The following is a 23,120-nucleotide window of genomic DNA, read 5'->3' on the forward strand; positions in this document are numbered from 1 at the left end:
CGCCTGACCGCCAGCTACTCCGCTTCGATTCAGCCGCTCCGACCGCTCCCATCCAGGAAGGCCCTTTGTGCGCGTCCTCACCATCATTCCTACTTACAACGAGCTGGAATCGCTGCCCAAGACTCTCCAACGCCTCCGCGCAGCCGTACCGGCCTCGGACGTTCTGGTGGTGGACGACAACAGCCCGGACGGCACCGGGCAGCTTGCGGACGGCTTTGCCGCCGAGGATACACAGGTTCACGTCCTGCACCGCAAAGGCAAGGCAGGCCTGGGAGCCGCCTACATTGCCGGGTTCAAATGGGGACTCGAGGCAGGCTACGACGTCCTGGTGGAAATGGATGCGGACGGCTCACACCAGCCCGAACAACTTCCCCAACTGCTGGAAGCCGTTGAACAGGGCGCGGACCTTGCCATGGGATCCCGGTGGGTCCCCGGTGGCAGCGTGGTCAACTGGCCGCTGTACCGGCAGGCGATTTCACGCACTGGCAGCACGTACGCCCGGCTGATGCTGGGCCTGAAGATCAAGGATGTCACCGGCGGCTACCGCGCCTTCCGGCGGACCACGCTGGAAAAACTGAACCTCGACCAGGTCGATTCAGTGGGCTACGGCTTCCAGGTTGACTTGGCGTGGCGTGTAGCCAAGCTGGGCCTCAGGATCGAGGAACGCCCCATTACGTTCGTGGAGCGCGAGCTCGGAGCATCAAAGATGAGCGGCAACATTGTTGTTGAGGCGATGGTCAACGTCACCAGGTGGGGCCTGCAGGCACGCTGGAACAAGCTCACAGGCAAGAAGGATCCGGCACAGGGCTGACCTGCAACGCCGTTAGGACAAAAGATAAGGGCCGGCCCGGCAACGTGATCACGTTGCCGGGCCGGCCCTTATCTTTTGTCCTAACGGCGTTGCAGGTCAGCCCTGTGCCGGATCCTTCTTGCCTGTGAGCTTGTTCCAGCGNGGCGCTGCGCCGTTCGCCACGGCGTTCGCGCAGGATGGTCAGCCGGTCCTCGAGGATCTGCTCCAGCTCCGGAAGGGAACGGCGCTCGAGAAGCATGTCCCAGTGCGTACGGACAGCCTTTTCGTTGCTGGTGTCCGGACGTTCGCCATCAACGAGGAGTGCTTCCTTGCCGGTCTTGGAAACCCACACAGGAGGAATTTCAGCCTCTGAAGAGAACGTCACGAAGACCTGCTCGCCGTCCTCGCACCGGTATTCGACGCGCTGGCGCGGAGCCGGCTCAACGCCGGACTCGGTCTCCATGCTCTGCGCGCCAAGGCGCATACCCCGCAGGCTGCGATCGCTCATGTTTTCTCCCTCTGGTCGGTTCGCGGAGCAGGACTCCACGCAAGCCGGAACGGCATAACCGCCCCGGACTACTGTGTGCACTGTGCTGCATCATAAGATTCAACGCATTGCGAAGCTTTCTTGTTCCAGCGGATCTGGTCCGACCGGACAAATACTCAATTATACCGGCGTGGGGCCTAGCCGCAAAACGGGAGGGGACCCGCGACCAAGCGCGAATCCCCTCCCGCCCCGTATGAGGCAAATCCGTGTCAGGACCCAGGCTGTTTAGCGGGTTCCTCGTCGAACAGCCCGCCGCCGCCCGCGGTCGGATCAGGATTGGTACCGCCGAGCGCCTGGCCGATGCCCTTGAGTGCCTCGCCAATTTCGCTGGGAATGATCCACAGCTTGTTTGATGATCCCTCTGCGATTTTCGGAAGCGTCTGCAGGTACTGGTAGGCCAGGAGCTTCTGGTCGGGGTTGCCTTTGTGGATGGCGTCAAAGACCTTCTGGATGGCCTGTGCCTCACCGTCTGCGCGGAGGATGGCCGCCTTGGCATCGCCCTCAGCCGCAAGGATCGACGCTTGCCGCTGGCCCTCGGCCGTGAGGATGGCGGACTGCTTGGTGCCTTCGGCCGTGAGGATCGCAGCGCGGCGGTCTCGCTCGGCCCGCATCTGCTTCTCCATCGAGTCCTGGATCGAGTGGGGCGGGTCAATGGCCTTGAGCTCCACGCGCGAGACCCGGATCCCCCAGCGGCCGGTTGCCTCGTCCAAGACACCGCGCAGCTGGCCGTTGATCTGGTCGCGGGATGTGAGCGCCTCTTCCAGATTCAGGCCGCCCACAACGTTACGCAGGGTGGTAGTGGTGAGCTGCTCCACGGCCTGGATGTAATTGGCAATCTCATAGGTGGCGGCGCGCGGATCAGTGACCTGGAAGTACACCACAGTGTCGATGGACACCACCAGGTTGTCTTCGGTGATGACCGGCTGCGGTGGAAAGGACACCACCTGCTCCCTCAGGTCCAGGAGCGGCAGGAGCCGGTCCACAAACGGGATCAGGATGGTGAGTCCCGGGTTCAGGGTCCGCTGGTACTTGCCGAGCCGTTCAACGACGCCGGCCCTCGCCTGCGGGATAATCCGCACGGAGCGGACCAAGACAATGATCACGAACACGATCAGGACCACCAGCACAATGGCCAGGGCGGCTCCTCCTGCGTTATCCATACGACTCCTATTCCCCAATTGTTAGGCTGTACTTAGGACTGAGTGGCCTGCTCCGGCTGGGCGGAAACAACAGCCGTGGCCCCGTCGATGGCGGAGACCACTGCCTTCTGGCCGGCAGGCAGGACGCCGCCGGAGGACCGGGCGCTCCAGACATCGCCCCCGATCTTGACGAGGCCACCGGTGGAGCTGACTGCTTCCATCACAAGGGCCTGCTCGCCAATGAGCCGGTCAATGTTGGTGCGCTGGTCGGCGGGTCCCTTTTTCAGGTGGCTTAGTGCCACCGGGCGGACAAAGGCGATCATCAGCAGTGAGACGACGCAGAACACCACAATCTGCAGCCACAGGTCAGCGCCGGCAAAACCTGCGACGAGCGCGGCAAGTGTTCCGCCGCCGAGCATGATGAAGAACAGGTCAAGGGTGATCATTTCGATCACTGCGAACGCGAGGAAGGCGGTGAGCCACAGGGCCCACCAGTTTTCGCCGAGCCATTCAAACATTCCGTCCCCCCTTGACCATTCGGTAGCTGTCTATTTATCCTAGTCCGCCGGAAAGCAGGACGGCAGGCTGCGTGAAGGGCAGCGGTTGAACGTGGCCAAGTCGTTACGGTGCGGACCGTGCCGGACAGAAGACCGTGATCCGGAATCGTGCCTCCACCTGGGTCGACACCTCGCCGCTCCCGATTTTGGCAGAAATGGCCGTGCGGTCCAGGTGGTGCCCGGCCGGACCCATGAAGGCCAGGTCAGCCAGCTCGCCGGGCGTTAGCATCATCAGGACATCCAGGTCCCGGGTGGACTCGGCGGCAAAGTGCGGCGAGAGGGATTCTGTCAGCCGCGCGTCCTTGTCGTCCTCTATGGACAGCATCCCTGCCTGGGCGGCAACGGCGGCCAGGTGTCCCGCGCGCGGCGTCACCATCACCAGTCTCCCGCCGGGGCGGAGGACCCTGGCGAATTCGGCGGCGTTTCGGGGAGCGAAGATCACCGTGATGGCGTCGACGGCGGCGTCGGCCACGGGGAGCGGCTGCCAGACATCGCAGGCGAGGCTGATGGCCTCGGGGTTGAGGCGGGCGGCGCGGCGGAGCGCGAACTTGGAGATGTCGAGGGCGACGGCGGCGCAGCTGGGGGTGCGCCGCTGCACCTCATCCAGCACCACCCTGAGATAGTGGCCGGTCCCCGTACCCGAATCGAGGACTGTGAATGGTTCGCCGGGGGTTATCCCGGGCACGACGGCGGCCGCGACGGCGTCTGCCAGGGGGCGGTAATGCCCGCCGTCGAGGAAAGCGAAGCGGGCCGCCACCATCTCTGCGGTGTCGGCTTCAAAGACTGTCCCCTTGCCCACCAGCAGGTTGAAGTAGCCCTGCTTCGCCGCGTCGAAGCTGTGCCCGGATCCGCAGACCAAGGCCTTGCGCGCCGCGTCACCCGGCCTGCCCTGGACATTCAGTGCGGCGCCGCACACGGGGCAGCGCAGCGGAGAGCGAGGGCTTGATGGCATACGGACCATCTTAGGGCGGGGAGCGAGCCGGCGCGGCGCCCGCGCGAGTGTTCCGGCCGGGTGTTCGCCTCGGCGAAAGTCGCACGTTAGGCTCACATGGGTGAAGCCAGAACACCTCCCGCTGCTCAATTCCGTCTCCGCGCCGGCCGTTCACCCGGACGGCAGCCGTGCTGTTGTGTCGGTGACCAGGCCGGATTTCAATGCTGATTCCTACGTGGGCCAGTTGTGGAACATTCCGTTAAACCAGGAGCAGTTGCCGCGGCGAATAACCAGGGGCTTCCGGGACACCGGCCCTGCCTTCTCTCCTAATGGACTGGTCCTCGCCTTCCTCCGGACGGTCGGGCCGTCGTCGAAAGCGCAGCTCGTCGTGGTGGAGGCCGGCGGCGGTGAACCCCAGGTCATCACGGACAGGTTGCTCGGAGTGGAGTCTTTCGCGTGGTCTCCTGATTCGCACCGGATAGTTTTCAGCTCCCGCGAGCCGGAGCCAGGGAGGTACGGCAGCAGCGAAACCGTCACCACAGAGGCGGAGGAACCCCGGTTGATTTCCACGTATCAGTACCGGCTGAACGGCGTTGGCTACACGCGCGACAAGCCGCTGCAGTTGTTCATCGTGGACGTCCCGGAACTTGGCGGCGAGCCGCTGACATCGCAGGCGGCGCCCTCAATGCCGGCAGCCCGGCAGCTGACATTTCTCGCCACGGACGCCGGCCCGGGGGTTTTCAGTGCAGACGGATCAGCCGTCTACTTCGTGGCGGCACCGCCGGAGAACGACGACGATTTGGCCACCTTGATCTACAAGGTGCCGGTCACCGGCGGCGACCCCGTCCCGGTGGGTCACGGAGTAGCCTCATCTCAAAGTGTCACGGAGGTTCGGCAGTCCCGGGACGGCAAATGGCTGTTCTACATTGCCCGGGACCTGGGCGGTTCGGGCCGGGACTTTGTGGCACGTAACGCCGTGCTGTATTGCGTCGCGGCTGACGGCGGCATGCCGGTTGCGCTGACCGATCCTGAGTTGATGGATGTTGCCGCCCCGGGTACCCGGATTGAGCTCCGCGGCCCTGACCACGCCCTGGTCCTGAACAACGCGCAAGGCTCGGTTGAGCTCCTCGAGCTGGGGGCGACGGGCGGGCATGCCCTGCTGGTGCACGGTGACAAGGTGGTGACGGGGGCTGCGTGGGCGGGTGGCTCGCTGCTCGTCGTATTCAGCGATCCGTCCACCCACGGGGACCTCGCAGTGTTCGACGACGGCCAGATGCGGCTCTTGACAGACTTTTCGGCCGTTCTGCGGACACAGACGGACATTGTGGTTCCACAGGAACTGACGTTTGAGGCGCCCGATGGCTATCCCGTCCATGGCTGGCTCGTCAGGCCTCCAGGCAAGGGTCCGCACCCGGTCCTGTTGAACATCCATGGCGGGCCGTTTGCCCAGTTCACCGTTGCCCTGTTCGACGAAGCCCAGGTGTACGCGGCTGCGGGCTATGCCGTGCTGATGTGCAATCCGCGCGGCTCTGCCGGCTACGGCCGGGAACACGGGCTGGCCATCAAGGGCCGCTTTGGCACCGACGACATGGAGGATGTCCTCGCGTTCCTGGACGGGGCGCTGGCCAAATTTCGGGCGCTGGACGCGGGCCGGCTGGGCATCATGGGCGGCTCGTACGGCGGATATCTGACCGCCTGGACCATAGCGCACCACCACCGGTTCAAGGGTGCCATTGTGGAGCGTGGATTCCTGGACCCGGTCAGTTTCGAGGGCTCGGCCGACATTGGCTGGTACTTCGGCGGCGAATACCTCGGTGGCTCGGCGGTGGAAGTCGCCGCCCAAAACCCGTTCGAACACGCGGGCAACGTGCAGACTCCGACGCTGGTCATCCACAGCGAAAACGATCTCAGGTGTCCGCTGGAGCAGGGCCAGCGGTATTTCACGGCCCTGAAGCGGCAGGGTGTGGAAGCCCGGCTGCTGGTGTTCCCGGGTGAGGACCATGAACTTTCCCGGTCAGGCAGGCCGCAGCACCGGCGGCAGAGATTCGAGCACATCCTGCGCTGGTGGGCCGGGCTCCTCCCGACCGACGCGAATCCGGCAGCCGTACCGCCGGACTGATCCGTAGGCGCGTCAGGGATTCTCGGGCAGGAATCCCAAGGCGGCACGGGCCTTTCCGATCCCCGGCTCGGCCCAGCTGGCGGCATACTCGGCGCTGGAGCTCAAGGACCTCAACTCGGCGCGGTCAACGTACAGGGTGCCATGGAGGTGATCGGTCTCGTGCTGCACAATTCTCGCCTGCCAGCCCTCGAATTCCCGTTCCGACGCCAGGCCTCCGGGGGTATCGAATCGGAGCAGCACCCGTTCAGGCCGTACCACCACTGCCTGCAGGCCGCTCAACGAGAGGCACCCCTCGAAGAACGCGGCCGTTTCCGTTCCGACGGCCGTGTAGCGCGGGTTGATGACGGTGAGGAACTCCAGCGGGCTACGGTGCCGCAGTGCAGCGGCCTCCGGGTCGACGTCGTACTGGTCCTCAAGGACTGCCAGCTGCAGCGGGATTCCGAGTTGCGGGGCGGCCAGCCCCACACCAGGGGCTTCGTGCATCACTTCGCGCATGAGGGCAATCAACTGGTCCAGCTCGCCGGCGCTGATCTGGCCGTCGAAGGCCGCGGCCCGCTGGCGGAGTACGGGATTCCCGGCCTGGACGATGGGCGGCAGCGATCCCGCGGACAGGATTTCCTGTACCCGTTCCCTCAGGTGCTCAGGAGTGATTGAAGTGGGCGGTGATACAGCGGTCATGCGGAAAGCCTAGCGGCGGACGCCGCACGGCGTCGGCCGCGTCGGCTAATGTCGATGCCATGGCTGAACTGACTGCGTCCGAACCCAACGCTCTGGAACTTGTCCTGGACTTTATCCGGACCCTGGAAGCCGGCGGTGACGGCGGGGCCATCGGCCCTTTCCTCGCTGCGGACTTCGTCCTGCTTGAAGCGCCGCACCTGCTCGCGCCCCAAGGCTCCACACGCACGCGGGGCCAGGCGATGGCCGGTGCCGATCAAAGCCGCGAAGTAGTGGCGGACCAGAAGTTCGAGATCCGCCGCACTACCTGCGAAGGCGGTCGGGTTGTGGTGGAGGCCGACTGGTCGGCGAGGACGCTTATGGACCTGCGGTACTGGGATGCCGGGGAGACCATCCGCGCCCGGACGTCGTCGGTCTTTGAAGTCCGTGACGGCCTGATCATCAGCCAGGACAGTTACGACTGCTACTTCGTGAACTCCTGACCCGGCGCCCTCCGGCGCGGGGGTCACTGCATGGTGAACCGGCGGGCCACCAGCCTGTTGGCCGCCGGAAAGCCGGACACCGCGCTGACTGCCCGGTTCCTCAACGCCAGGAACGGCGGCCCCAGCGGGCGCCCCAGCGTCATATTCACTTCGGACTGCCACCGCGCCGCGGAGGCGGCCTTACGACGCCGGGCGGAATAGGCGTGCAGTCGCTGGCCAACCGGTTCCCCCGCCATGGCATCACAGATGATCGGCGCGAGTTCCGCCGCGTCCAGCCAGCCAAGGTTCATGCCCTGGCCGCCGATGGGGCTTATTTCATGGGCAGCATCACCGATCAGGACCGCCCGCCCCGCGACTGATCGGCACGCCACCGTGGAGCGCGGGCTGAAGCTACTGAGCATGGTGTTGGTGGCCGGGTCCGGCCGGATCCCCGTGCGGTGGTGGACCATCCGTGCCAGTTCGACGGCGTCCGGGACCGGTTCGGGCCGGGGAATCCTCACTACCCAGCGGCGGAGACCGCCCGGCAGCGGAAAGGATTCCACTATCCCTTCGGCCTCGAGGTACAGGACGGCTTCGTTCAGGTTTTCGCCGGAACCTTCGAAATCACCCATCACATAATGGTCGGGATAGGTTCGGGACGTGGTCCGGATGCCCAGCAGGCTACGCATCATGGACCGCGAGCCGTCGGCGGCGACCAAAAGCCGTGAGGTGATCCGGGCACCGGCACTGCCCGTCTTGGTGGCCGCAGTTCGGACGGTGACCAGTCCGCCGTCGTCCGCTATTTCCGTCACCCTGGCGCCCCTGACGAGCGCCTCACCGTCGAGTTCGTGTACACGCTGCTCCAGCAGGGATTCCGTTGTGAACTGGGCGAGCGACAGGACAAACGGGAAGCGCTCCGAGACCGACGCGAAGGACATTGACCCTACGGTCTTCGCGCCACTGACTGCAATGCCGCCGCGGATTTGCACGCCGGCATCAACCATGGCGCGGGCCACGCCCACTCTCTCCAGGGCCGCGAGGGCGGGGGGATGGATGCCGATGGCCCGCGAGTGGGATTCCCGGTGAAGCCGCTGTTCAAGGACCCTCACCGCGACGCCTTCCTGCAGCAGCAGGGCGGCGAGATAGAGGCCCACGGGTCCGCCGCCGACGATCACCACGTCAACCATCTGGATGGTCCGGGCGGTGGATGAGGACCTGGTGGAAAGGGGAGTGGCGCGCCACGTGCCAGCCCGGGGGAGCGGCGGCAGTGAGTTCTGCCGGGGTGTAGCTGCGCCTGATCGAGGTCAGGCCGTCCGCACGGATGAACGAGCCGCGGAGGGGGAGGGCCGCCAGGGAGAAAAGTGCGTAGGCTGCGATATTCCGGCGGAGGTCGTTGTGCAGGGAAATCCGGCGCGCCAGGTCTTGCGAATCTGCCAGGAGCTGAGCCAGGTCTGCTGGTTGGAGGTGGTGGATGACGTGGTTCGAGATAACGACGTCGAACCGGCGGCCTTCGCGGACCAGGTCGGCACTGTCCGCCTGGCGGAACCGGAGTGAGACGTGGTGGGGGTGGCGTGACGAGTAGCTGTATGCCCTGGCGTCCGGGTCAATGCCGGTGACGTCGAGCAGCAGTTTGTCCCGGGCAGACCAGAGGGCGAGCTGGCGTGCCAGGTCCCCACCGCCGCATCCTATGTCGAGGAGCGTGGTTGCAGACTCCTGGGAGAGCAGAGGGCGAAGCTCGCGGCAATACAGCCGCCGCCAGCCGGAGAAGAGCCGGTTCACCAGTCCGAACTGTTGGTACGTGAGCTCCAGTTTGGTGGGATCACAGTCCGGCAAGTCCATCATTTCCACTGCGTCCACAGCCCGTTGCCGCATCAGGGACACAGTTCAGGCCAGTGACGAGGCCGCCTCGGGCTGCACCGCCCGTTTCGCGGTGGCGGCCTGGCGGAGTTTCGTGAAGAGCCCGGTTTCCACCGTGAGTCCGGGGCCGAACGCCATGGAGCAGATGCGTTCCTCACCCTCCACCGGTGGCTGCTCCAGGATGTGCCTGAGGACAAACAGCACGGTGGCGCTGCTCATATTGCCGTAGTCCCGCAGCGTATCCCGTGCCGGAACGAGTTGCTGGTCCGTGAGTTCAAGACGCGTCTGGACCTTGTCCAGGATGCTCCGGCCGCCGGGATGGATGGCCCAATGGCGGATGTCACGGTAGGGGATTCTACGCAACGAGGGATCCCGGGCCAGCAGCGGTGTGAGGGCGCCGATGATGTGATCGTCGATGATGTGGGGGACGTAGTTGCCCAGCACCATTTCGAAGCCGTGGTCGCCGATGTTCCACGCCATGGATTCCTCGCCCACCGGCGTAAGGACGGTTTCGAAGTGGTCCAGTTGCATCAGGGCAGGTGAGTCCGGATCGTTCCGGGCCGTAATGATGGCTGCCGCCGCCCCGTCGGCGAACAGCGCCGAACCCATGATCGTGTCGGGATCGTTCGAGGTCCGCACGTGCAGGGAGCACAGCTCGGCACAGACCACCAGGACAACGGCCTGCGGATCTGCTTCACAGAAGGACTTGGCTGCCCGCAGTGCTGGAAAGGCGGCGTAGCAGCCCATGAATCCGAGGTGATAACGCTGGACCGCCGGATCCAACCCCAACGCGCGGACGATCTTATAGTCAGGACCGGGGTTGAAGAACCCTGTGCAGGAGACGGTAATGACGTGGGTTATGTCAAGTAAGGCGAGATCCGGGCAGGCATCCACGGCAGCCCGGGCGGACTCGATGAAAAGTTTGGTGACTTCCCGGGCGAAGATCTCATTGCGCACCTTGGTGGTGGGGTTCAGGAGCAGACCCGTGGCGGGATCAAAGAACTGCGGATCGTCCGAACGGAACGCCATGGTCATTTCTTCGACGGCGGTATGCCGCGTAATGATGGCGGCTGAATCGAAGCAGGTACTCACCAGCCGCGAGCCCAATCTGGTCAGGCCCGGCTGGGCTCCAAAAACATCACGGGCTTCGGCCTGGACAAGCACCGTCGGCGGAACAGCAGTTTCAAGTGAACGCAGGTAGACCGTCATTGGTTCATTCTTGGCGAGCACTCGGGATTAGACAATGGCCGGGCTGGCCGGGGGAGCCGTTTCCTGTGCAGCCGGCCGGTGTTCCGGACACAAAAGCGGGGGCCGGCGAATTGTCGCCAGCTTGTCGGGCTGGGTGCTGGAGCTGGCTTCAACGCCGGCGTTGGCCAGCCCCGAAGACCGAGCGGACGAGTTTTGGGACGCCGGTTACGGCGCCACACGCCGAGGTGGCGAGTAGAACCGTGAGCATGCCGGCAGCCAGCAGATTTTTTCTGCGCATGGAAAAGAGCCTCTTCATGGGAGTACGGGGGCATCCCAGGGGGATGTGCCCTGCCCGGAGTCGGACACGGCCTGCGGAAACGCAAAGGCGTTGCCAACTAGGGAATGACCACACGCAAGAGCATTTCGGGCGATCTTTTCGGCGTGTGCGCCGACCGGTGACCTAAACGTTGCCTTGCTCGGCGCGGAACAAGCCAATCACTCGCGTGTAGTTCCATGAGGCATAAATCATGGCTTTGGGTCACAGGGCGACCAGCCGGACCTGACCTGCGGCAACATCAAACGGAAGCCCCGGAGGCGCCCGTGGCTTGCCAGCCTAGTTGGCGAGCCGAGGAGCGTGGCCGAAGCGGGAATTCGGGTGGCCTTTGTTGGCCAACGGTGCGGGCAGCTGACCCAAAAGAACGCGCCCGTATGAGCAGCTCTCGAGCGGCTCGCGTTGCCACTAGAATCGGCCAAAAGTTCGTTCCAGTAGAGTTCAGGGTCGGGTCGGGTTGCGTCGCCGAGGCCAAGCGCCGACCCGGTCCAACGCGCACCATTCGCGGCTCGCATGACCGATCGGAACCGGCGATTCGCTAACTCGCTGGCAAAATTCGCCAGATCGTTTGGCAATTCGCCAACAAGGCTGGCAATCCACAGCGCCCGCTTAGCGTCGGCTTAACGTAGGCCACTCTCCGCTCTCCGAGAACGCCGATAATCTACATTATGTAAAGTAGAACCCTTCGTATCTCATCAGATGAATCACGCTGCACCTCTCCAGCTGTCCTGTCGCAATTTAGTTGGCCATTTTCGCAACTTACCTGGCCACCTACGGATTTCTGGGGTTTGTCTCAGTTAATCTGGCCACCATGGATGCTGCTGCCGCGCTGAGGTCGCTGCCTTCGAACATGACGGACGAGACCCGTGTGTTGGCGCGTCTGGACGGGCGGATGGCGAATACGCCGCTTTCTGGGGCTCTGGCATCGCTCGGGCTTGAGTCGGCGCTTCCGGTCCGGGCGTTCTTCTCGTGGCAGGGCAAGCGGAACTACCCCCGGCCACGGCACCCAGCCAGCACTGGGCCTCAGCCTGCTTCCCCTGACCTCACCCCCGTGGGACAAGGACGCCGAGCGTTCGATACGGAATGGCCAACTAAATTGAGACGGTTCCTACCCCATCCGTCTCAATTTATCTGGCCTTTTCCCACGTCAAGGTGGCCAACTAAATTGAGAAAGGACACCAGCAGCCGTTGACACCACCCATGGCATGGGGACAGACCGGCTCTGGAGAACGGCCCCCAGCCACATCGGCGCCGACGAACACGGAGGTGATTCCCTGTGGATCGACATGTGGATTGGCGGCAACGGAGAAAGTGCGTCCTTTGTCCGCGACTGCGCGCGAACCGTTACGGGAGTGCATGCGGCGGTATTCGACTCTATGGAAAACTACGCCGTGGCCCCGGGTCGGGCGTGATCCACGACGGCAAGTGCGACTCAGGCTACGGAAATGACCTCATTGTCGAGTCGACCCGGGCTGCGCAGCGCTTCCTACCCGTCGTAAGCCATCTGAAGTGCGGCAATGTCAAGCTTCTGCATGCCCAGCATGGCCTGCATTGCGCGCTGGGCGCCCTCCGGATCCGGACCGCCAATCAGTGAGCCCAGGACCGCCGGCACGATCTGCCAGGAGACGCCGTAACGGTCCTTCAACCAGCCGCACTGGCTCTCCGCCCCGCCGTCCGTCAACGCCGACCAGTAGCGGTCCACTTCCTCCTGGTCCGAACAGTCGACCACAAACGAGACGGCTTCCGTGAAATTGGCCGCCGCTCCCCCATTGAGTGCCATGAACTTCCGGCCCTCGACCTCAAACTCAACGGTGATGACCTGCCCGGCCTGGCCGGGACCGCCCTCGCCGAACCGCGAGACGTCCAGAATCCTGGAATCGCCGAAGACCGACACATAGAACTCGGCCGCTTCTTCGGCCTGGTTCTCGAACCACAGGCACGTGGAAATCTTTTGCATGGTTGCTCCTTCCGGCAAGAGCCTAGTCCGGGGCCGCACCCGGCACAACGGCCGGAGGGTGCCGGCTAACCAGCCCCACCGTGTTCCCTTCCGAGTCACGGATGAAGGCCATCCACTCATCGGTTCCTGCCGGACCGAGGGCGGCGTCGCCATGGTGAAAGACCACCTTCGGCAGCGCAACCACCTCCACTCCCCTGCCCTGCAGGACGCTGATGCTTGTCCGGACGTCCTCCACCTCCAAAAAGAGGACCGACGACGGCGCGCCGCGCTCCAGCAGGAGCCGGACGCCTTCCAGATCGAAAAACAGCAGCCCCGGCGTGTCATAGACCGCCGCTGGCTGCACCCCAAGCAGAAGTGAATAGAACTCAGCGGCCCGCTGGAGGTCGTGTGCCTGCTGGGCCACCTGGATCAGACGCACTGTGCCTCCCCCTTGACGAGCGCCGTTGTCCCACCCATCTTCCATAATCCCCCGCACCCCGGCAAGCATCAGGACCGGGCCGCCGCCATCGCCGGGTTAGGCTCGAAGCCATGACCTGGACCCAGCACCAATCTTTAACCGGCGGCGGGCGCGCCATCACCGCCGCCGCACTGTCCGACGCCGTCCTCATCCTCGTTTTCGCAGCGATCGGCAGGGATGCCCACCAGCGCGGCGACATCGTCACCGGCGTGTTTCTCACCGCATGGCCGTTCCTGGCTGCGGCCGCCATCGCCTGGCTTGCGGGGCGGGCCTGGCAGCGTCCCCTGTCCATGGCAACCGGCGCCGTGGTCTGGCTTGGCGCCGTGGCCGGCGGCATGATCCTAAGGGCGCTGACGGGACAAAGCGTAGTACTGGCCTTCGTGGTTGTTGCGCTCTTGAGCCTGGGGCTGTTTCTGGTGGGCTACCGGGCACTTCTTGCACTGGTACGCAGGCTTCGAAAGTCGTGACCACGCTGCCGGCCACGCGCCCGCGCCACGCCTGATGAACACCTCCCATGTAATAGGCTGGCATCACCACAGAGTCTTGCCGGGCACAGCTACGGCCAACAGATCCGGAAGGATTGAACAGTGATCACCGCATTCGTTCTGATCAAGACCGACGCCGCCCGCATCCCGGAAACCGCCGAGGAAATTTCCGCGATCCCGGGCATCAGCGAGGTCTATTCCGTCACAGGCGAATGGGACCTCATCGCTGTTGCCCGCGTCGCCCGGCACGAGGACCTGGCTGACGTGATTGCCGACAAGCTGTCAAAGGTAGCCGCGGTGGTTCACACGACCACACACATTGCGTTCCGTGCCTACTCCCAGCACGATCTCGACGCGGCATTCGCGCTCGGCTTCGAACAGTAGGACCACTTCCCCGGAAAAGACGCGGGCCCGGTTTCACAGCCGGGCCCGCGTCTTTCTGTGTACACGGGTCAGGGCCGCGTCAGTGAAACCCACTTATCGAGGACCGCAGCCGCGGCACCGGTATCAATCGACTCCGCGGCCCGGGCAAGCGCCGAACGCATACGCTCCAGGAACGGGCCCTCGGACGATACATCCAAAGCCACCAGTCCAGCGGCCGCGTTAAGCAGCACGGCATCCCGTGCTGCGCCGGTCTTGCCGGCAAGGACATCACGGACGACGGCGGCATTCGCCTGGGCGTCCCCGCCGCGGAGTTCCTCCACAGTCGCGGGACGGATGCCCAGCCCGGCCGGTTCGAAATTCAGTTCAGCGACCGCGCCCTCACGGATTTCCCAAACGGTTGAAGGACCCGTCGTAGTCAGTTCGTCCAGCCCGTCATTGCCACGGAAAACCAGGCCGCGGCTGCCCCGCTTCGCCAGAACGCCTGCAACCAGCGGAGCCATCCGGGCATTCGCCACTCCCACGGCCGAGGCCTGTACCCGGGCAGGGTTGGTCAGCGGCCCCAGGAAATTAAAAGCGGTGGGGATGGCGAGCTCCCGGCGGGGCACGGCGGTGTGACGGAAAGACGGGTGGAATACCTGCGCGAAGCAGAAAGTGATTCCAGCCTCACCCGCGTTGCGTGCCACCTGAGCCACCGGGAGGTCGAGCCTGACCCCCAGCGCTTCAAGCACGTCGGCAGATCCGGAGGACGAAGACGCTGCACGGTTACCGTGCTTTACGACCTTCGCTCCAGCGCCAGCAGCGACGAGGGCAGACATGGTGGAAATGTTGACGGTATTGAGCTGGTCACCGCCGGTACCAACGATGTCCAGCTTCTCACCGGGGATCTCGATCGGTGTTGCATGGCGCAGCATCGTGTCGACCAGGCCCGAGATTTCGTCGACAGTTTCACCCTTGGCGCTGAGGGCAACCAGGAATCCGGCAATCTGCGAAGGGGTCGCCTCTCCTGACATGATTCTGTCCATCGCCCAAGCGGTGTTGCCCGCTGTGAGGTCAGTACCGTTGATAAGAGCCGATATGAGCCGCGGCCAAGTGTTGCTGTCCGCCGGCGCGGTTGCCTGAGAAGTCACCTTCTGATGCTATCGAGCCACCTCGGACCTGACCAATGTGAACACCGCCGGGAAGTTTTCGCAGTGATTTCGCGTCTTTGTAGAAAAAGTCCCCCGAAAAGGCGGTTCGCGTTGGGAACTACGGACTTTTATAGACATAATGTCTATGTGACATCTGCGACCCATGCCCCCAGTACCCCGGCGCACCCCACGCTGAACCGCCCCAATATGGTTTCTGTCGGAACCGTAGTCTGGCTGTCCAGTGAGTTGATGTTCTTCGCCGGTCTCTTCGCCATGTACTTCACGCTGCGCTCCACGAGCGGACAGATGTGGGCGGAAGAGACAGCCAAGCTCAACTTCCCCTTTGCGCTCGTCAACACGATCGTCCTCGTGGCCAGTTCCTTTACTTGCCAGATGGGCGTCTTCGCCGCCGAACGGCTGCAGCCTCGCAAAACAGGCGGCCCGTTCCAGTTCTCCCGCTGGGGCATGAACGAATGGTTCACGCTGACCTTCATCATGGGTGCGTTCTTCGTCGCCGGCCAGGCAACTGAATACGCGATGCTTGTTTCAGAGCACGTATCGCTCTCATCCAATGCCTACGGCTCAGCGTTCTACATGACCACCGGCTTCCACGGCCTGCACGTCATCGGCGGCCTCATAGCCTTCCTCTTCATCATCGGACGCTCGTTCGCAGCAAAGAAGTTCGGCCACTTCGAAGCAACCTCCGCGATCGTCACGTCTTACTACTGGCACTTTGTGGACGTTGTCTGGATCGGCCTCTTCCTGGTCATCTACGTACTGAAGTAGTCAAGCTTTGATTCCTTTTCTACAAGAGGCAGAATTTCAAAAAGCGGCTCACGGAGCCGGCGCACGATCGAATAAAGGAACCACCACGTGAAGGCTCTCTCGCAAAAGCGGCGTCACCCACTCGCAGTAATCGCGCTGCTACTGATGGGACTCCTCGTCACTGGTGGGCTGTACGCCGTGGCCACCACCGTCAACGAGGCCAAGGCATCCACCACCAGCTTCAGCGCCAATGACACCGCCGAGGGCGAAAAGCTCTTTGAAGCTAACTGCGCCACCTGCCACGGCATGGGCGCGAGCGGCAGCCAGGATGGCCCCTCGCTGGTTGGCGTCGGTGCCGCGTCCGTTGATTTCCAGGTCGGTACCGGCCGGATGCCCATGCAGATGAACGGTCCCCAGGCGTACAAAAAGCCGGCCCAGTTCAACGAGGCCCAGACCCACCAGCTTTCAGCCTACGTAGCTTCCCTGGGCGCCGGCCCTGCAATTCCTGAAGAACACCTGCTTGATGAGCAGGGCGACGCCGCCAAGGGTGGCGAGCTCTTCCGCGTGAACTGCGCGATGTGCCACAACGCAGCAGCAGCCGGCGGTGCACTCACCCGCGGCAAGTTCGCTCCCGCCCTTGCCGATGTATCCGGCAAGCACATCTACGAAGCGATGGTCACCGGACCGCAGAACATGCCCGTCTTCAGTGATGCAAACGTCACCCCCGAGGGCAAGCGAGACATCGTCACGTTCCTGAAGCAGATCGAGGCCAACGGCTCCCCCGGTGGCGCTGACCTCGGCGCCTTGGGCCCGGTCGCTGAAGGACTCTTCGTCTGGGTTGCAGGCCTGGGTGTCATCATCGCGTTCACCATCTGGCTTACTTCCCGTACGTCTTAGGCGCAACGGGAAACTTAAGAACTTCTGCTGCCCAGTCAGCAGTCTGAAATTGAAAACTAACCCGGCAGACGCCGGGACGAGAGAAGGATGAGGCGAATTATGGGCAACCATAGTGACGGCAGTCCGAACCACTCGGGCACCGTAGCTACGGCTGGTCAGAATGAGGTGGAGAAGTTCCAGGATCCTGGAATTCCCCCGCACCGTTTGCGCCTGGCCGACACGGACCCGAAGGCCGCAAAGCGTGCAGAACGGCAGGTCGCCGTACTTTTCGGCGCGTCAGTTGTCGGCACCCTGATCTTCCTGGTGGCGTACTTCGCCATCGACTTGGGCGAGGGCACAAGCATCGCTACCATCCGGCTGCAGAACGCCCTGCTGGGCCTGGGCACCGCGTTTGCGATGCTTGGCATCGGCACCGGTATTGTGCACTGGGCCAAAGCCCTGATGCCGGACCATGAAGTCTCCGAAGAACGCCATCCCATCCGCACCGAAGAAGACCGCCTGGCGGCAGTGCGGATCGTGGATGACATCGTGGAAGAGACCGGCATTAAGCGCCGCCCGCTCATCCGCAACACGCTGCTTGGTGCTATGGCCCTGGCCCCGCTTCCCGCGATTGCGGTTTTCGGTGACCTTGGCCCCCGCCCCGACCGGGCGCTGTCCCACACCATGTGGGCACCGCAGGAGGGCAAGCTCAAGCGCCTCACACGCGACCCCGACGGCACGCCTATCAAGGCCTCTGACGTCACCATCGGCTCGGCTTTCCACGTGATTCCCGAGGGCCTGAACGAACTGCATGAAGGCAAGCTCAACGAAAAGGCCAAGGCAGTTGTCCTGCTCATGCGCCTGGATCCGGCCTCGCTGAACCCCTCAGAGGGCCGCGAAGACTGGAGCTACAACGGAATCGTTGCCTACTCCAAGATCTGCACCCACGTCGGTTGCCCCGTTGCTCTGTACGAGCAGCAGACGCACCACCTGCTGTGCCCGTGCCACCAGTCCACTTTTGACCTCACGAACGAGTGCAAAGTGATCTTTGGCCCGGCCAGCCGGCCCCTCCCCCAACTGCCGATTGCAGTGGACGCCGAGGGTTACCTGGTCGCAACCAGCGACTTCAATGAACCTGTAGGACCGAGTTACTGGGAGCGTGATGAGCATGAGCGCAGCATCAAGAGCTGAAGCCCCCGCCTTCGTCGCCAAGACTAAAGCCGGACGCATCACTGATTTTGTTGACGCCCGAGTTGGCGGATCAGGAATCCTGCGCGAATTCGGACGCAAGGTATTCCCCGATCACTGGTCATTCATGTTCGGTGAAGTCGCCCTCTACTCTTTCGTCATCCTGCTCCTCTCGGGCACCTTCCTGACGTTCTTCTTTGATCCGTCCATGGCTGAGACCCACTACGACGGTTCATACCTGCCGTTGAAGAATGTCGAAATGTCCGTGGCGTACAGCTCCTCGCTGGACATTTCCTTCGACATCCGTGGCGGCCTGTTCATGCGCCAGGTACACCACTGGGCAGCACTGCTCTTCGTCGCCTCGATCGCCGTGCACATGCTGCGCGTTTTCTTCACGGGCGCCTTCCGCAAACCGCGTGAAATGAACTGGGTTGTCGGCAGCGTCCTTCTGATCCTCGCCATGGCAGCCGGCTTCACTGGCTACTCCCTCCCCGATGACCTGCTCTCCGGCAACGGCCTGCGAATCATCGACGGCGTTATGAAGGCAATCCCGGTTGTCGGAACATACATTTCCTTCTTCTTCTTCGGCGGAGAGTTCCCGGGAACGGCTGTGATCGGCCGCCTTTATATGCTGCACATCCTGCTCGTACCCGCGCTCATCCTTTTGATGATCGTTCTGCACCTCTTTATGGTGGTTGTGCACAAGCACACGCAGTACCCCGGCCCGGGCCGCAACGACGGCAACGTTGTTGGCTACCCGCTAGGCCCCGTGTACGCAGCCAAGGCAGGCGGCTTCTTCTTCATCGTCTTCGGTGTGATTGCCCTGATGGCGGCCTTCTTCACGATCAACCCGATCTGGAACTACGGCCCATACGACCCCTCACCAGTGTCGGCCGGTACCCAGCCTGACTGGTACATCGGATTTGTTGACGGCGCCCTGAGGCTTATGCCCGGTGTCATCGGTGACTTCCAGTTCGAGTACGTGGTCTTCGGATACACCCTGACGCTGAACGTTCTGCTGCCCGCCCTGGTGCCCGCAGGCATTCTGTTCACGGTGATGTTCATGTACCCGTGGATCGAAAGCTGGATCACCAAGGACACCCGCGAACACCACGTCCTGGACCGTCCGCGGAACGCCCCCACCCGCACCGCCATCGGCGTCGCCGGCTTCGTCTGGTACTGCGTGATGTGGGCGGCCGCTGGTTCGGACCTCATCGCCACACACTTCCACGTGTCCCTGAACGATGTGACGTACTGGCTCCGCGCCTTGTTCTTCATCGGCCCAGTCATCGCGTTTATGGTTGCCAAGCGGGTAGCCCTGGCGCTCCAGCGCAAGGACCGCGAAATCGCACTCCATGGCCGGGAGACCGGACGCATTGTCCGCCTTCCGCATGGCGAATTCATCGAAGTGCACGCACCGCTGGATGAGTACAAGCGCTACAAGCTCGTCGGATTCGAATCCCCCTCGCCGCTGCCAGCGGTCCCCAACGACCACGGCATTGTGACGCGCAAGGAAAAGCAGCGTGCTTTCCTGTCCAAGTGGTTCTTCGAGGACCGAGTTGCACCGGCCACGCCTGCAGAGCTGGAGGCCGCACACGGCCACCACGCCCCTGCAGTAGAGGCCGGCGAGGAAAGCAAGAGCCTCAGCCACTGATTCACACTAGCTATGCTCCAACGGGAAAGGCCCGGTCCATTTGGACCGGGCCTTTCCCGTTAACGGCAGCCGCCGCTGTTGCCGGCTTTTGGCCCCGTTACTAGTGGTTGCGGTAGCCGAGCGATTGGTTCCGGGCAGGCCTCGCACCCGGCCGCTGGAGCGGTACCCATAGTTTGTAGCGGTCGGCCCGGTAATACGAAACCGAGTAGTCCACCATCGCCCTGGCAACAAAGGCGTGCCTCTGGATTTTGAGCAAGGGGGCGCCGACGTCGACGTTGAGCAGGCGCGCGGTAGAGGGGGAAGCGGCCGTCGCCTCGATCATGTCCTCCCCCCACTCCATCACGAGGCCGAACTGCTCACTCAGCACGTTGTAGAGCGATGTTGGGGGCTCGCCGTCCAGAAGACCCGGGACGCGCTGCGCCGGGATGAAATTCTCGTCCACGCTCATCGGCTCACCGTCCGCCAGCAGCAGCCGACGGAAACGCACCAGTGGTGTCCCCTCCTCCACCTGCAGTTCACGGGCCAGGAAGGCACTGGCACCGATCTGTTCAAAGCTCAGGACCTTGGCGGCGGGGATCATGCCGCGGCGTTGCATCTCTTCGCTGTACGAGGTGAGTTTCACCTGAAGGTCGAGTTTGGGCTTCCGCACGAATGTGCCGAGGCCGACAACCCGTTCGAGGACTTCCTCGCCCACCAGGGCATCGATGGCCTGCCGGACTGTCATCCGGGCCAAGCCGAACCGCAAGGCAAGGTCCCGTTCCGAGGGCAGGGCAGATCCAGGCGGACAGGAATCGCTGATGTAGGCCCGGAGGATCTCCCTGAGCTGGATGTAGATGGCAGTCCCGTTGCTGCGGTCAATTTCACCGGCAACGCCGCGGGCATTAGCAGCCACGGAGGTACGTCCTTGCGTCAGTTTTCACTGTCCAAGCTTAAGGCAAACAGCGTCGCTGGACTAGACCAGTTCCAGCAACGGACCGCCCTTGCTCCCCCCGTTTGGTCGCGCAGCCATCCGGCCGGATATATTGGACAGGAAATTTAGCGATCACGGCTTTGGGGGCCGTCAGGAAATGGGAGACCCCTTGCCAGTGCATAAGGCCGTTGTGTCAGCGTCAGTCGGCTTGCATGCCCGTCCCGCCGCGATGTTCGTCAGGGCAGTGACCGCAACGGGACTTCCAGTCAGCATCCGCAAGGCCGGCATCCAGGGTGTCGACGCCCGCTCCCTGCTGGAAGTCATGACCGCCGATTTCCCCTTCGGCTGCGAAGTAGAGCTTTCAGTCCCCGAGGGCGCCCTCAACGGCCCTGTCAGCCACAGCGACGCCGAGGCGGCCCTGCGGATGCTGGCAAAGCTCCTGGAGTCACAGGGAGCCAGCTAGCCCCTCCCAGAGGGCATTGCCCCACAACTCCCCGTGCGAAATCGAACGGACAAGAACGACGTCGGGCCCCACCTTCTGGTGGGGCCCGACGTCGTAATGTGCAATTCTTTGCTGAAGCTCAGTGGCTTCTAGTGGGCGTGGTCCCCACGGCTGTACTCGAAGACCCAACCCACGAGGGCTACGACTGCGAGGCCGGCTGCGATGAACAGGATCCACCAACCCACTGCGAGGCCCAGGAATCCGCCCGCACAGGCGAGGCCCAGAACCAGCGGCCACCAGCTCCAGGGGCTGAAGTGCCCCTGTTCGCCGGCGCCCTCGTGGATCTCGGCATCGTTGCGGTCCTCGGGACGCATCCCGATGCGCTTGCCGGTGAAGCCAAGGTAGCCGCCGATCATTCCGGAGAGTCCGCCCACCAGGAGGATCCCGAGGGTTCCGACCCACTCATGCCAGTTGGTCAGGAAACCGTAGACCAGGGAAACCGGTACGAAGAAGAAGACTCCGGCTCCAAATATCCATGATTCGATTTTCACTTGGCGGTGTCCTTCTGGTCGGCGTTACCGAGCACCGCTGCTGCGGCTGCAGGCGATTCAACGGTATGTACCTGCGAGAGCTCAGGGTGGTGGAGGTCCAAGGCGGGACGCTCTGAACGGATCCGGGGCAGCGAGGTGAAGTTGTGCCGCGGCGGCGGGCAGGAGGTAGCCCACTCAAGCGAGGCGCCGAAGCCCCAGGGATCGTCCACCTCAACGCGCTCTGAGCTGCGCCAAGTGATGTAGACGTTCCAGAAGAACGGAATCAGGGATGCACCGAGCACAAACGAGGAGATGGTGGAGAACTGGTTCATCCAGGTGAAGTTGTCCTCCACCAGGTAATCGGCGTAACGGCGGGGCATGCCTTCAACGCCCAGCCAGTGCTGGATGAGGAAGGTGCCGTGGAAGCCGAGGAACAGCAGCCAGAAGTGGATCTTTCCGAGGCGCTCGTTGAGCATTTTGCCGGTGAATTTTGGCCACCAGAAGTAGAAGCCTGCGAACATCGCGAACACCACCGTGCCGAACACCACGTAGTGGAAGTGCGCCACCACAAAGTAGGAGTCAGACACGTGGAAGTCCAGCGGCGGCGAAGCCAGGATGATCCCGGTCAGGCCACCGAACAGGAACGTGATGAGGAAGCCGAGGCTCCACAGCATCGGAGTCTCGAACGTCAGGGACCCCCGCCACATCGTGCCGATCCAGTTGAAGAACTTCACGCCGGTAGGCACTGCGATCAGCATGGTCATGAAGGCGAAGAACGGCAGCAGCACCGAACCGGTCACGTACATGTGGTGCGCCCACACGGTTACGGACAGTGCTGCAATGGCGATGGTCGCGTAGACCAGGCCCTTGTAGCCGAAGATCGGTTTACGGCTGAAGACCGGGAAGATCTCCGACACAATGCCGAAGAACGGCAGCGCGATGATGTACACCTCGGGGTGGCCGAAGAACCAGAACAGGTGCTGCCACAGAACCGCGCCGCCATTCTCCGGATCAAAGATGTGGGCACCGAAGCGGCGGTCGGCACCGAGCGCGAACAGTGCGGCAGCCAGCGGCGGGAAGGCCATCAGCACGAGGATGGACGTCACCAGGGCGTTCCAGGTGAAGATGGGCATCCGCCACATGGTCATGCCCGGAGCGCGCATGCAGATGATGGTGGTGATGAAGTTGACCGCACCAAGGATGGTGCCGAAGCCTGACAGCGCCAGTCCGAAGACCCACAGGTCACCGCCGATGCCGGGGCTGAACGTGGTGTTGGACAGCGGCGCGTAAGCGAACCAGCCGAACGACGCCGCACCCTGCGGGGTGATGAAGCCGGACACCGCGATAGTGGAGCCGAAGAGGAAGAACCAGAAGGCCAGTGCGTTCAGCCGCGGGAACGCGACGTCGGGAGCGCCGATCTGCAGCGGCATGATGACGTTGGTGAAACCGGCAAACAGAGGCGTCGCGAACATCAGCAGCATGACGGTGCCGTGCATCGTGAAGAGCTGGTTGTACTGCTCTTTGGTCTGCAGGATCTGCATGCCTGGTTCGAACAGTTCAGCCCTGATGAGCAGAGCCATGACGCCACCGAGGCAGAAGAACACAAACGACGCGATCAGGTACATGTACCCGATGGTCTTGTGGTCGGTGGAGGTGATCCAGTTGACGACGATGCGTCCCTTGGACTTAGGAACTACGGGAGCCTCAAGGGTTCCGGTAGGTGCGGTCTGGGTATAAGTAGCCACGTCGC

23 protein-coding genes and 1 pseudogene are annotated in these 23,120 nt (G+C 63.3%); 10 read left to right on the forward strand and 14 right to left on the reverse strand.

Annotation, left to right across the window (positions count from 1 at the left end):
- Positions 1–67: 67 nt before the first annotated feature.
- Complete coding sequence (locus tag NG701_RS06225) at positions 68–811, forward strand: polyprenol monophosphomannose synthase (protein ID WP_252565394.1); 744 nt, start codon at positions 68–70, stop codon at positions 809–811.
- Positions 812–953: 142 nt separating this feature from the next.
- Here the strand turns inward: NG701_RS06225 and NG701_RS06230 are convergent.
- The 4 genes and pseudogenes from NG701_RS06230 to NG701_RS06245 all read right to left on the reverse strand — a co-directional run.
- Positions 954–1,298: pseudogene (locus NG701_RS06230) on the reverse strand (RNA polymerase-binding protein RbpA); the annotation flags it as partial.
- 248 nt (positions 1,299–1,546) lie between these two features.
- Positions 1,547–2,497, reverse strand: a complete 951-nt coding sequence (locus NG701_RS06235; RefSeq protein WP_056340024.1) for an SPFH domain-containing protein — start codon at positions 2,495–2,497, stop codon at positions 1,547–1,549.
- Between the two features lie 32 nt (positions 2,498–2,529).
- A complete protein-coding gene (locus NG701_RS06240; protein WP_252565396.1) occupies positions 2,530–2,994 on the reverse strand; it encodes an NfeD family protein in 465 nt (154 codons plus the stop codon).
- 103 nt (positions 2,995–3,097) lie between these two features.
- A complete protein-coding gene (locus NG701_RS06245; RefSeq protein WP_252565398.1) occupies positions 3,098–3,985 on the reverse strand; it encodes a methyltransferase domain-containing protein in 888 nt (295 codons plus the stop codon).
- Between the two features lie 100 nt (positions 3,986–4,085).
- Between NG701_RS06245 and NG701_RS06250 the strand changes: the two genes are divergently transcribed.
- The gene (locus NG701_RS06250; RefSeq protein ID WP_252565400.1) at positions 4,086–6,083 is read left to right on the forward strand and encodes a S9 family peptidase; all 1,998 of its coding nucleotides are present in this window, start codon (positions 4,086–4,088) and stop codon (positions 6,081–6,083) included.
- A 12-nt stretch (positions 6,084–6,095) separates the two neighbouring features.
- Here the strand turns inward: NG701_RS06250 and NG701_RS06255 are convergent, their stop codons facing one another.
- Entirely contained in the window at positions 6,096–6,761 is a 666-nt protein-coding gene (locus NG701_RS06255) for a peptide deformylase (protein WP_252565402.1), read from the reverse strand.
- Between the two features lie 59 nt (positions 6,762–6,820).
- Here NG701_RS06255 and NG701_RS06260 point away from each other — a divergent pair, with 59 nt between their 5' ends.
- Entirely contained in the window at positions 6,821–7,240 is a 420-nt protein-coding gene (locus NG701_RS06260; RefSeq protein WP_252565404.1) for a nuclear transport factor 2 family protein, read from the forward strand.
- A 23-nt stretch (positions 7,241–7,263) separates the two neighbouring features.
- Here the strand turns inward: NG701_RS06260 and NG701_RS06265 are convergent, their stop codons facing one another.
- The 5 genes from NG701_RS06265 to NG701_RS06285 all read right to left on the reverse strand — a co-directional run bounded on the left by NG701_RS06265 (position 7,264) and on the right by NG701_RS06285 (position 12,970).
- On the reverse strand, positions 7,264–8,406 hold the full coding sequence (locus NG701_RS06265; protein WP_252565406.1) for an FAD-dependent oxidoreductase: 1,143 nt from the start codon (positions 8,404–8,406) through the stop codon (positions 7,264–7,266).
- Positions 8,399–9,091, reverse strand: coding sequence for a class I SAM-dependent methyltransferase (locus tag NG701_RS06270; RefSeq protein WP_252565407.1), 693 nt, complete (start codon positions 9,089–9,091; stop codon positions 8,399–8,401). The genes NG701_RS06265 and NG701_RS06270 overlap by 8 nt, the downstream gene beginning before the upstream one ends.
- A 12-nt stretch (positions 9,092–9,103) precedes the next feature.
- Positions 9,104–10,285: a type III polyketide synthase gene (locus NG701_RS06275; protein ID WP_252565409.1), complete on the reverse strand. Its 1,182-nt coding sequence runs from the start codon at positions 10,283–10,285 to the stop codon at positions 9,104–9,106.
- Positions 10,286–12,081: 1,796 nt separating this feature from the next.
- A complete protein-coding gene (locus NG701_RS06280) occupies positions 12,082–12,552 on the reverse strand; it encodes a VOC family protein (RefSeq protein ID WP_252565411.1) in 471 nt (156 codons plus the stop codon).
- A 22-nt stretch (positions 12,553–12,574) separates the two neighbouring features.
- Complete coding sequence (locus tag NG701_RS06285; RefSeq protein ID WP_252565413.1) at positions 12,575–12,970, reverse strand: VOC family protein; 396 nt, start codon at positions 12,968–12,970, stop codon at positions 12,575–12,577.
- Positions 12,971–13,080: 110 nt separating this feature from the next.
- Between NG701_RS06285 and NG701_RS06290 the strand changes: the two genes are divergently transcribed.
- On the forward strand, positions 13,081–13,476 hold the full coding sequence (locus tag NG701_RS06290) for a DUF3054 domain-containing protein (protein ID WP_252565415.1): 396 nt from the start codon (positions 13,081–13,083) through the stop codon (positions 13,474–13,476).
- A gap of 120 nt (positions 13,477–13,596) precedes the next feature.
- Positions 13,597–13,878 (forward strand): Lrp/AsnC family transcriptional regulator, encoded by a 282-nt coding sequence (locus tag NG701_RS06295; RefSeq protein ID WP_252565417.1) that lies wholly within the window; start codon positions 13,597–13,599, stop codon positions 13,876–13,878.
- Positions 13,879–13,946: 68 nt separating this feature from the next.
- Here NG701_RS06295 and trpD read toward each other — a convergent pair whose 3' ends face one another.
- Complete coding sequence (gene trpD / locus NG701_RS06300) at positions 13,947–15,005, reverse strand: anthranilate phosphoribosyltransferase (RefSeq protein ID WP_252565419.1); 1,059 nt, start codon at positions 15,003–15,005, stop codon at positions 13,947–13,949.
- Between the two features lie 147 nt (positions 15,006–15,152).
- Here trpD and ctaE point away from each other — a divergent pair, with 147 nt between their 5' ends.
- The 4 genes from ctaE (at position 15,153) to qcrB (ending at position 19,488) form a co-directional block, all read left to right on the forward strand.
- Entirely contained in the window at positions 15,153–15,791 is a 639-nt protein-coding gene (gene ctaE, locus NG701_RS06305) for an aa3-type cytochrome oxidase subunit III (RefSeq protein ID WP_205630599.1), read from the forward strand.
- A gap of 87 nt (positions 15,792–15,878) precedes the next feature.
- Positions 15,879–16,667: a cytochrome bc1 complex diheme cytochrome c subunit gene (gene qcrC / locus NG701_RS06310; protein WP_252565421.1), complete on the forward strand. Its 789-nt coding sequence runs from the start codon at positions 15,879–15,881 to the stop codon at positions 16,665–16,667.
- 99 nt (positions 16,668–16,766) lie between these two features.
- Entirely contained in the window at positions 16,767–17,837 is a 1,071-nt protein-coding gene (gene qcrA / locus NG701_RS06315) for a cytochrome bc1 complex Rieske iron-sulfur subunit (protein ID WP_252565423.1), read from the forward strand.
- On the forward strand, positions 17,815–19,488 hold the full coding sequence (gene qcrB, locus NG701_RS06320) for a cytochrome bc1 complex cytochrome b subunit (RefSeq protein WP_252565425.1): 1,674 nt from the start codon (positions 17,815–17,817) through the stop codon (positions 19,486–19,488). Before qcrA ends, qcrB begins: the two co-directional genes overlap by 23 nt.
- Before the next feature lie 100 nt (positions 19,489–19,588).
- On the opposite strand, the gene NG701_RS06325 is transcribed toward qcrB, so the two are convergent.
- A complete protein-coding gene (locus NG701_RS06325) occupies positions 19,589–20,380 on the reverse strand; it encodes a GntR family transcriptional regulator (protein WP_252565427.1) in 792 nt (263 codons plus the stop codon).
- A 187-nt stretch (positions 20,381–20,567) separates the two neighbouring features.
- Here NG701_RS06325 and NG701_RS06330 point away from each other — a divergent pair, with 187 nt between their 5' ends.
- The gene (locus NG701_RS06330; protein WP_252565428.1) at positions 20,568–20,861 is read left to right on the forward strand and encodes an HPr family phosphocarrier protein; all 294 of its coding nucleotides are present in this window, start codon (positions 20,568–20,570) and stop codon (positions 20,859–20,861) included.
- Between the two features lie 128 nt (positions 20,862–20,989).
- Here the strand turns inward: NG701_RS06330 and NG701_RS06335 are convergent, their stop codons facing one another.
- The gene (locus NG701_RS06335) at positions 20,990–21,391 is read right to left on the reverse strand and encodes a cytochrome c oxidase subunit 4 (RefSeq protein ID WP_058932436.1); all 402 of its coding nucleotides are present in this window, start codon (positions 21,389–21,391) and stop codon (positions 20,990–20,992) included.
- Entirely contained in the window at positions 21,388–23,115 is a 1,728-nt protein-coding gene (gene ctaD / locus NG701_RS06340) for an aa3-type cytochrome oxidase subunit I (protein ID WP_252565430.1), read from the reverse strand. The genes NG701_RS06335 and ctaD overlap by 4 nt, the downstream gene beginning before the upstream one ends.
- Positions 23,116–23,120: the final 5 nt, after the last annotated feature.

This window comes from Pseudarthrobacter cellobiosi, from assembly GCF_023913815.1.
In the GTDB taxonomy this organism is placed as follows: domain Bacteria; phylum Actinomycetota; class Actinomycetes; order Actinomycetales; family Micrococcaceae; genus Arthrobacter; species Arthrobacter cellobiosi.

Bases quoted from the DNA above. Each gene is read 5' to 3' on its own strand.
- NG701_RS06235 (WP_056340024.1), bottom strand. From the start codon at position 2,497: ATGGATAACGCAGGAGGAGCCGCCCTGGCCATTGTGCTGGTGGTCCTG.
- NG701_RS06240 (WP_252565396.1), bottom strand. From the start codon at position 2,994: ATGTTTGAATGGCTCGGCGAAAACTGGTGGGCCCTGTGGCTCACCGCC.
- NG701_RS06245 (WP_252565398.1), bottom strand. From the start codon at position 3,985: ATGCCATCAAGCCCTCGCTCTCCGCTGCGCTGCCCCGTGTGCGGCGCC.
- NG701_RS06255 (WP_252565402.1), bottom strand. From the start codon at position 6,761: ATGACCGCTGTATCACCGCCCACTTCAATCACTCCTGAGCACCTGAGG.
- NG701_RS06260 (WP_252565404.1), top strand. From the start codon at position 6,821: ATGGCTGAACTGACTGCGTCCGAACCCAACGCTCTGGAACTTGTCCTG.
- NG701_RS06265 (WP_252565406.1), bottom strand. From the start codon at position 8,406: ATGGTTGACGTGGTGATCGTCGGCGGCGGACCCGTGGGCCTCTATCTC.
- NG701_RS06270 (WP_252565407.1), bottom strand. From the start codon at position 9,091: ATGCGGCAACGGGCTGTGGACGCAGTGGAAATGATGGACTTGCCGGAC.
- NG701_RS06275 (WP_252565409.1), bottom strand. From the start codon at position 10,285: ATGACGGTCTACCTGCGTTCACTTGAAACTGCTGTTCCGCCGACGGTG.
- NG701_RS06280 (WP_252565411.1), bottom strand. From the start codon at position 12,552: ATGCAAAAGATTTCCACGTGCCTGTGGTTCGAGAACCAGGCCGAAGAA.
- NG701_RS06290 (WP_252565415.1), top strand. From the start codon at position 13,081: ATGACCTGGACCCAGCACCAATCTTTAACCGGCGGCGGGCGCGCCATC.
- qcrA (WP_252565423.1), top strand. From the start codon at position 16,767: ATGGGCAACCATAGTGACGGCAGTCCGAACCACTCGGGCACCGTAGCT.
- qcrB (WP_252565425.1), top strand. From the start codon at position 17,815: ATGAGCGCAGCATCAAGAGCTGAAGCCCCCGCCTTCGTCGCCAAGACT.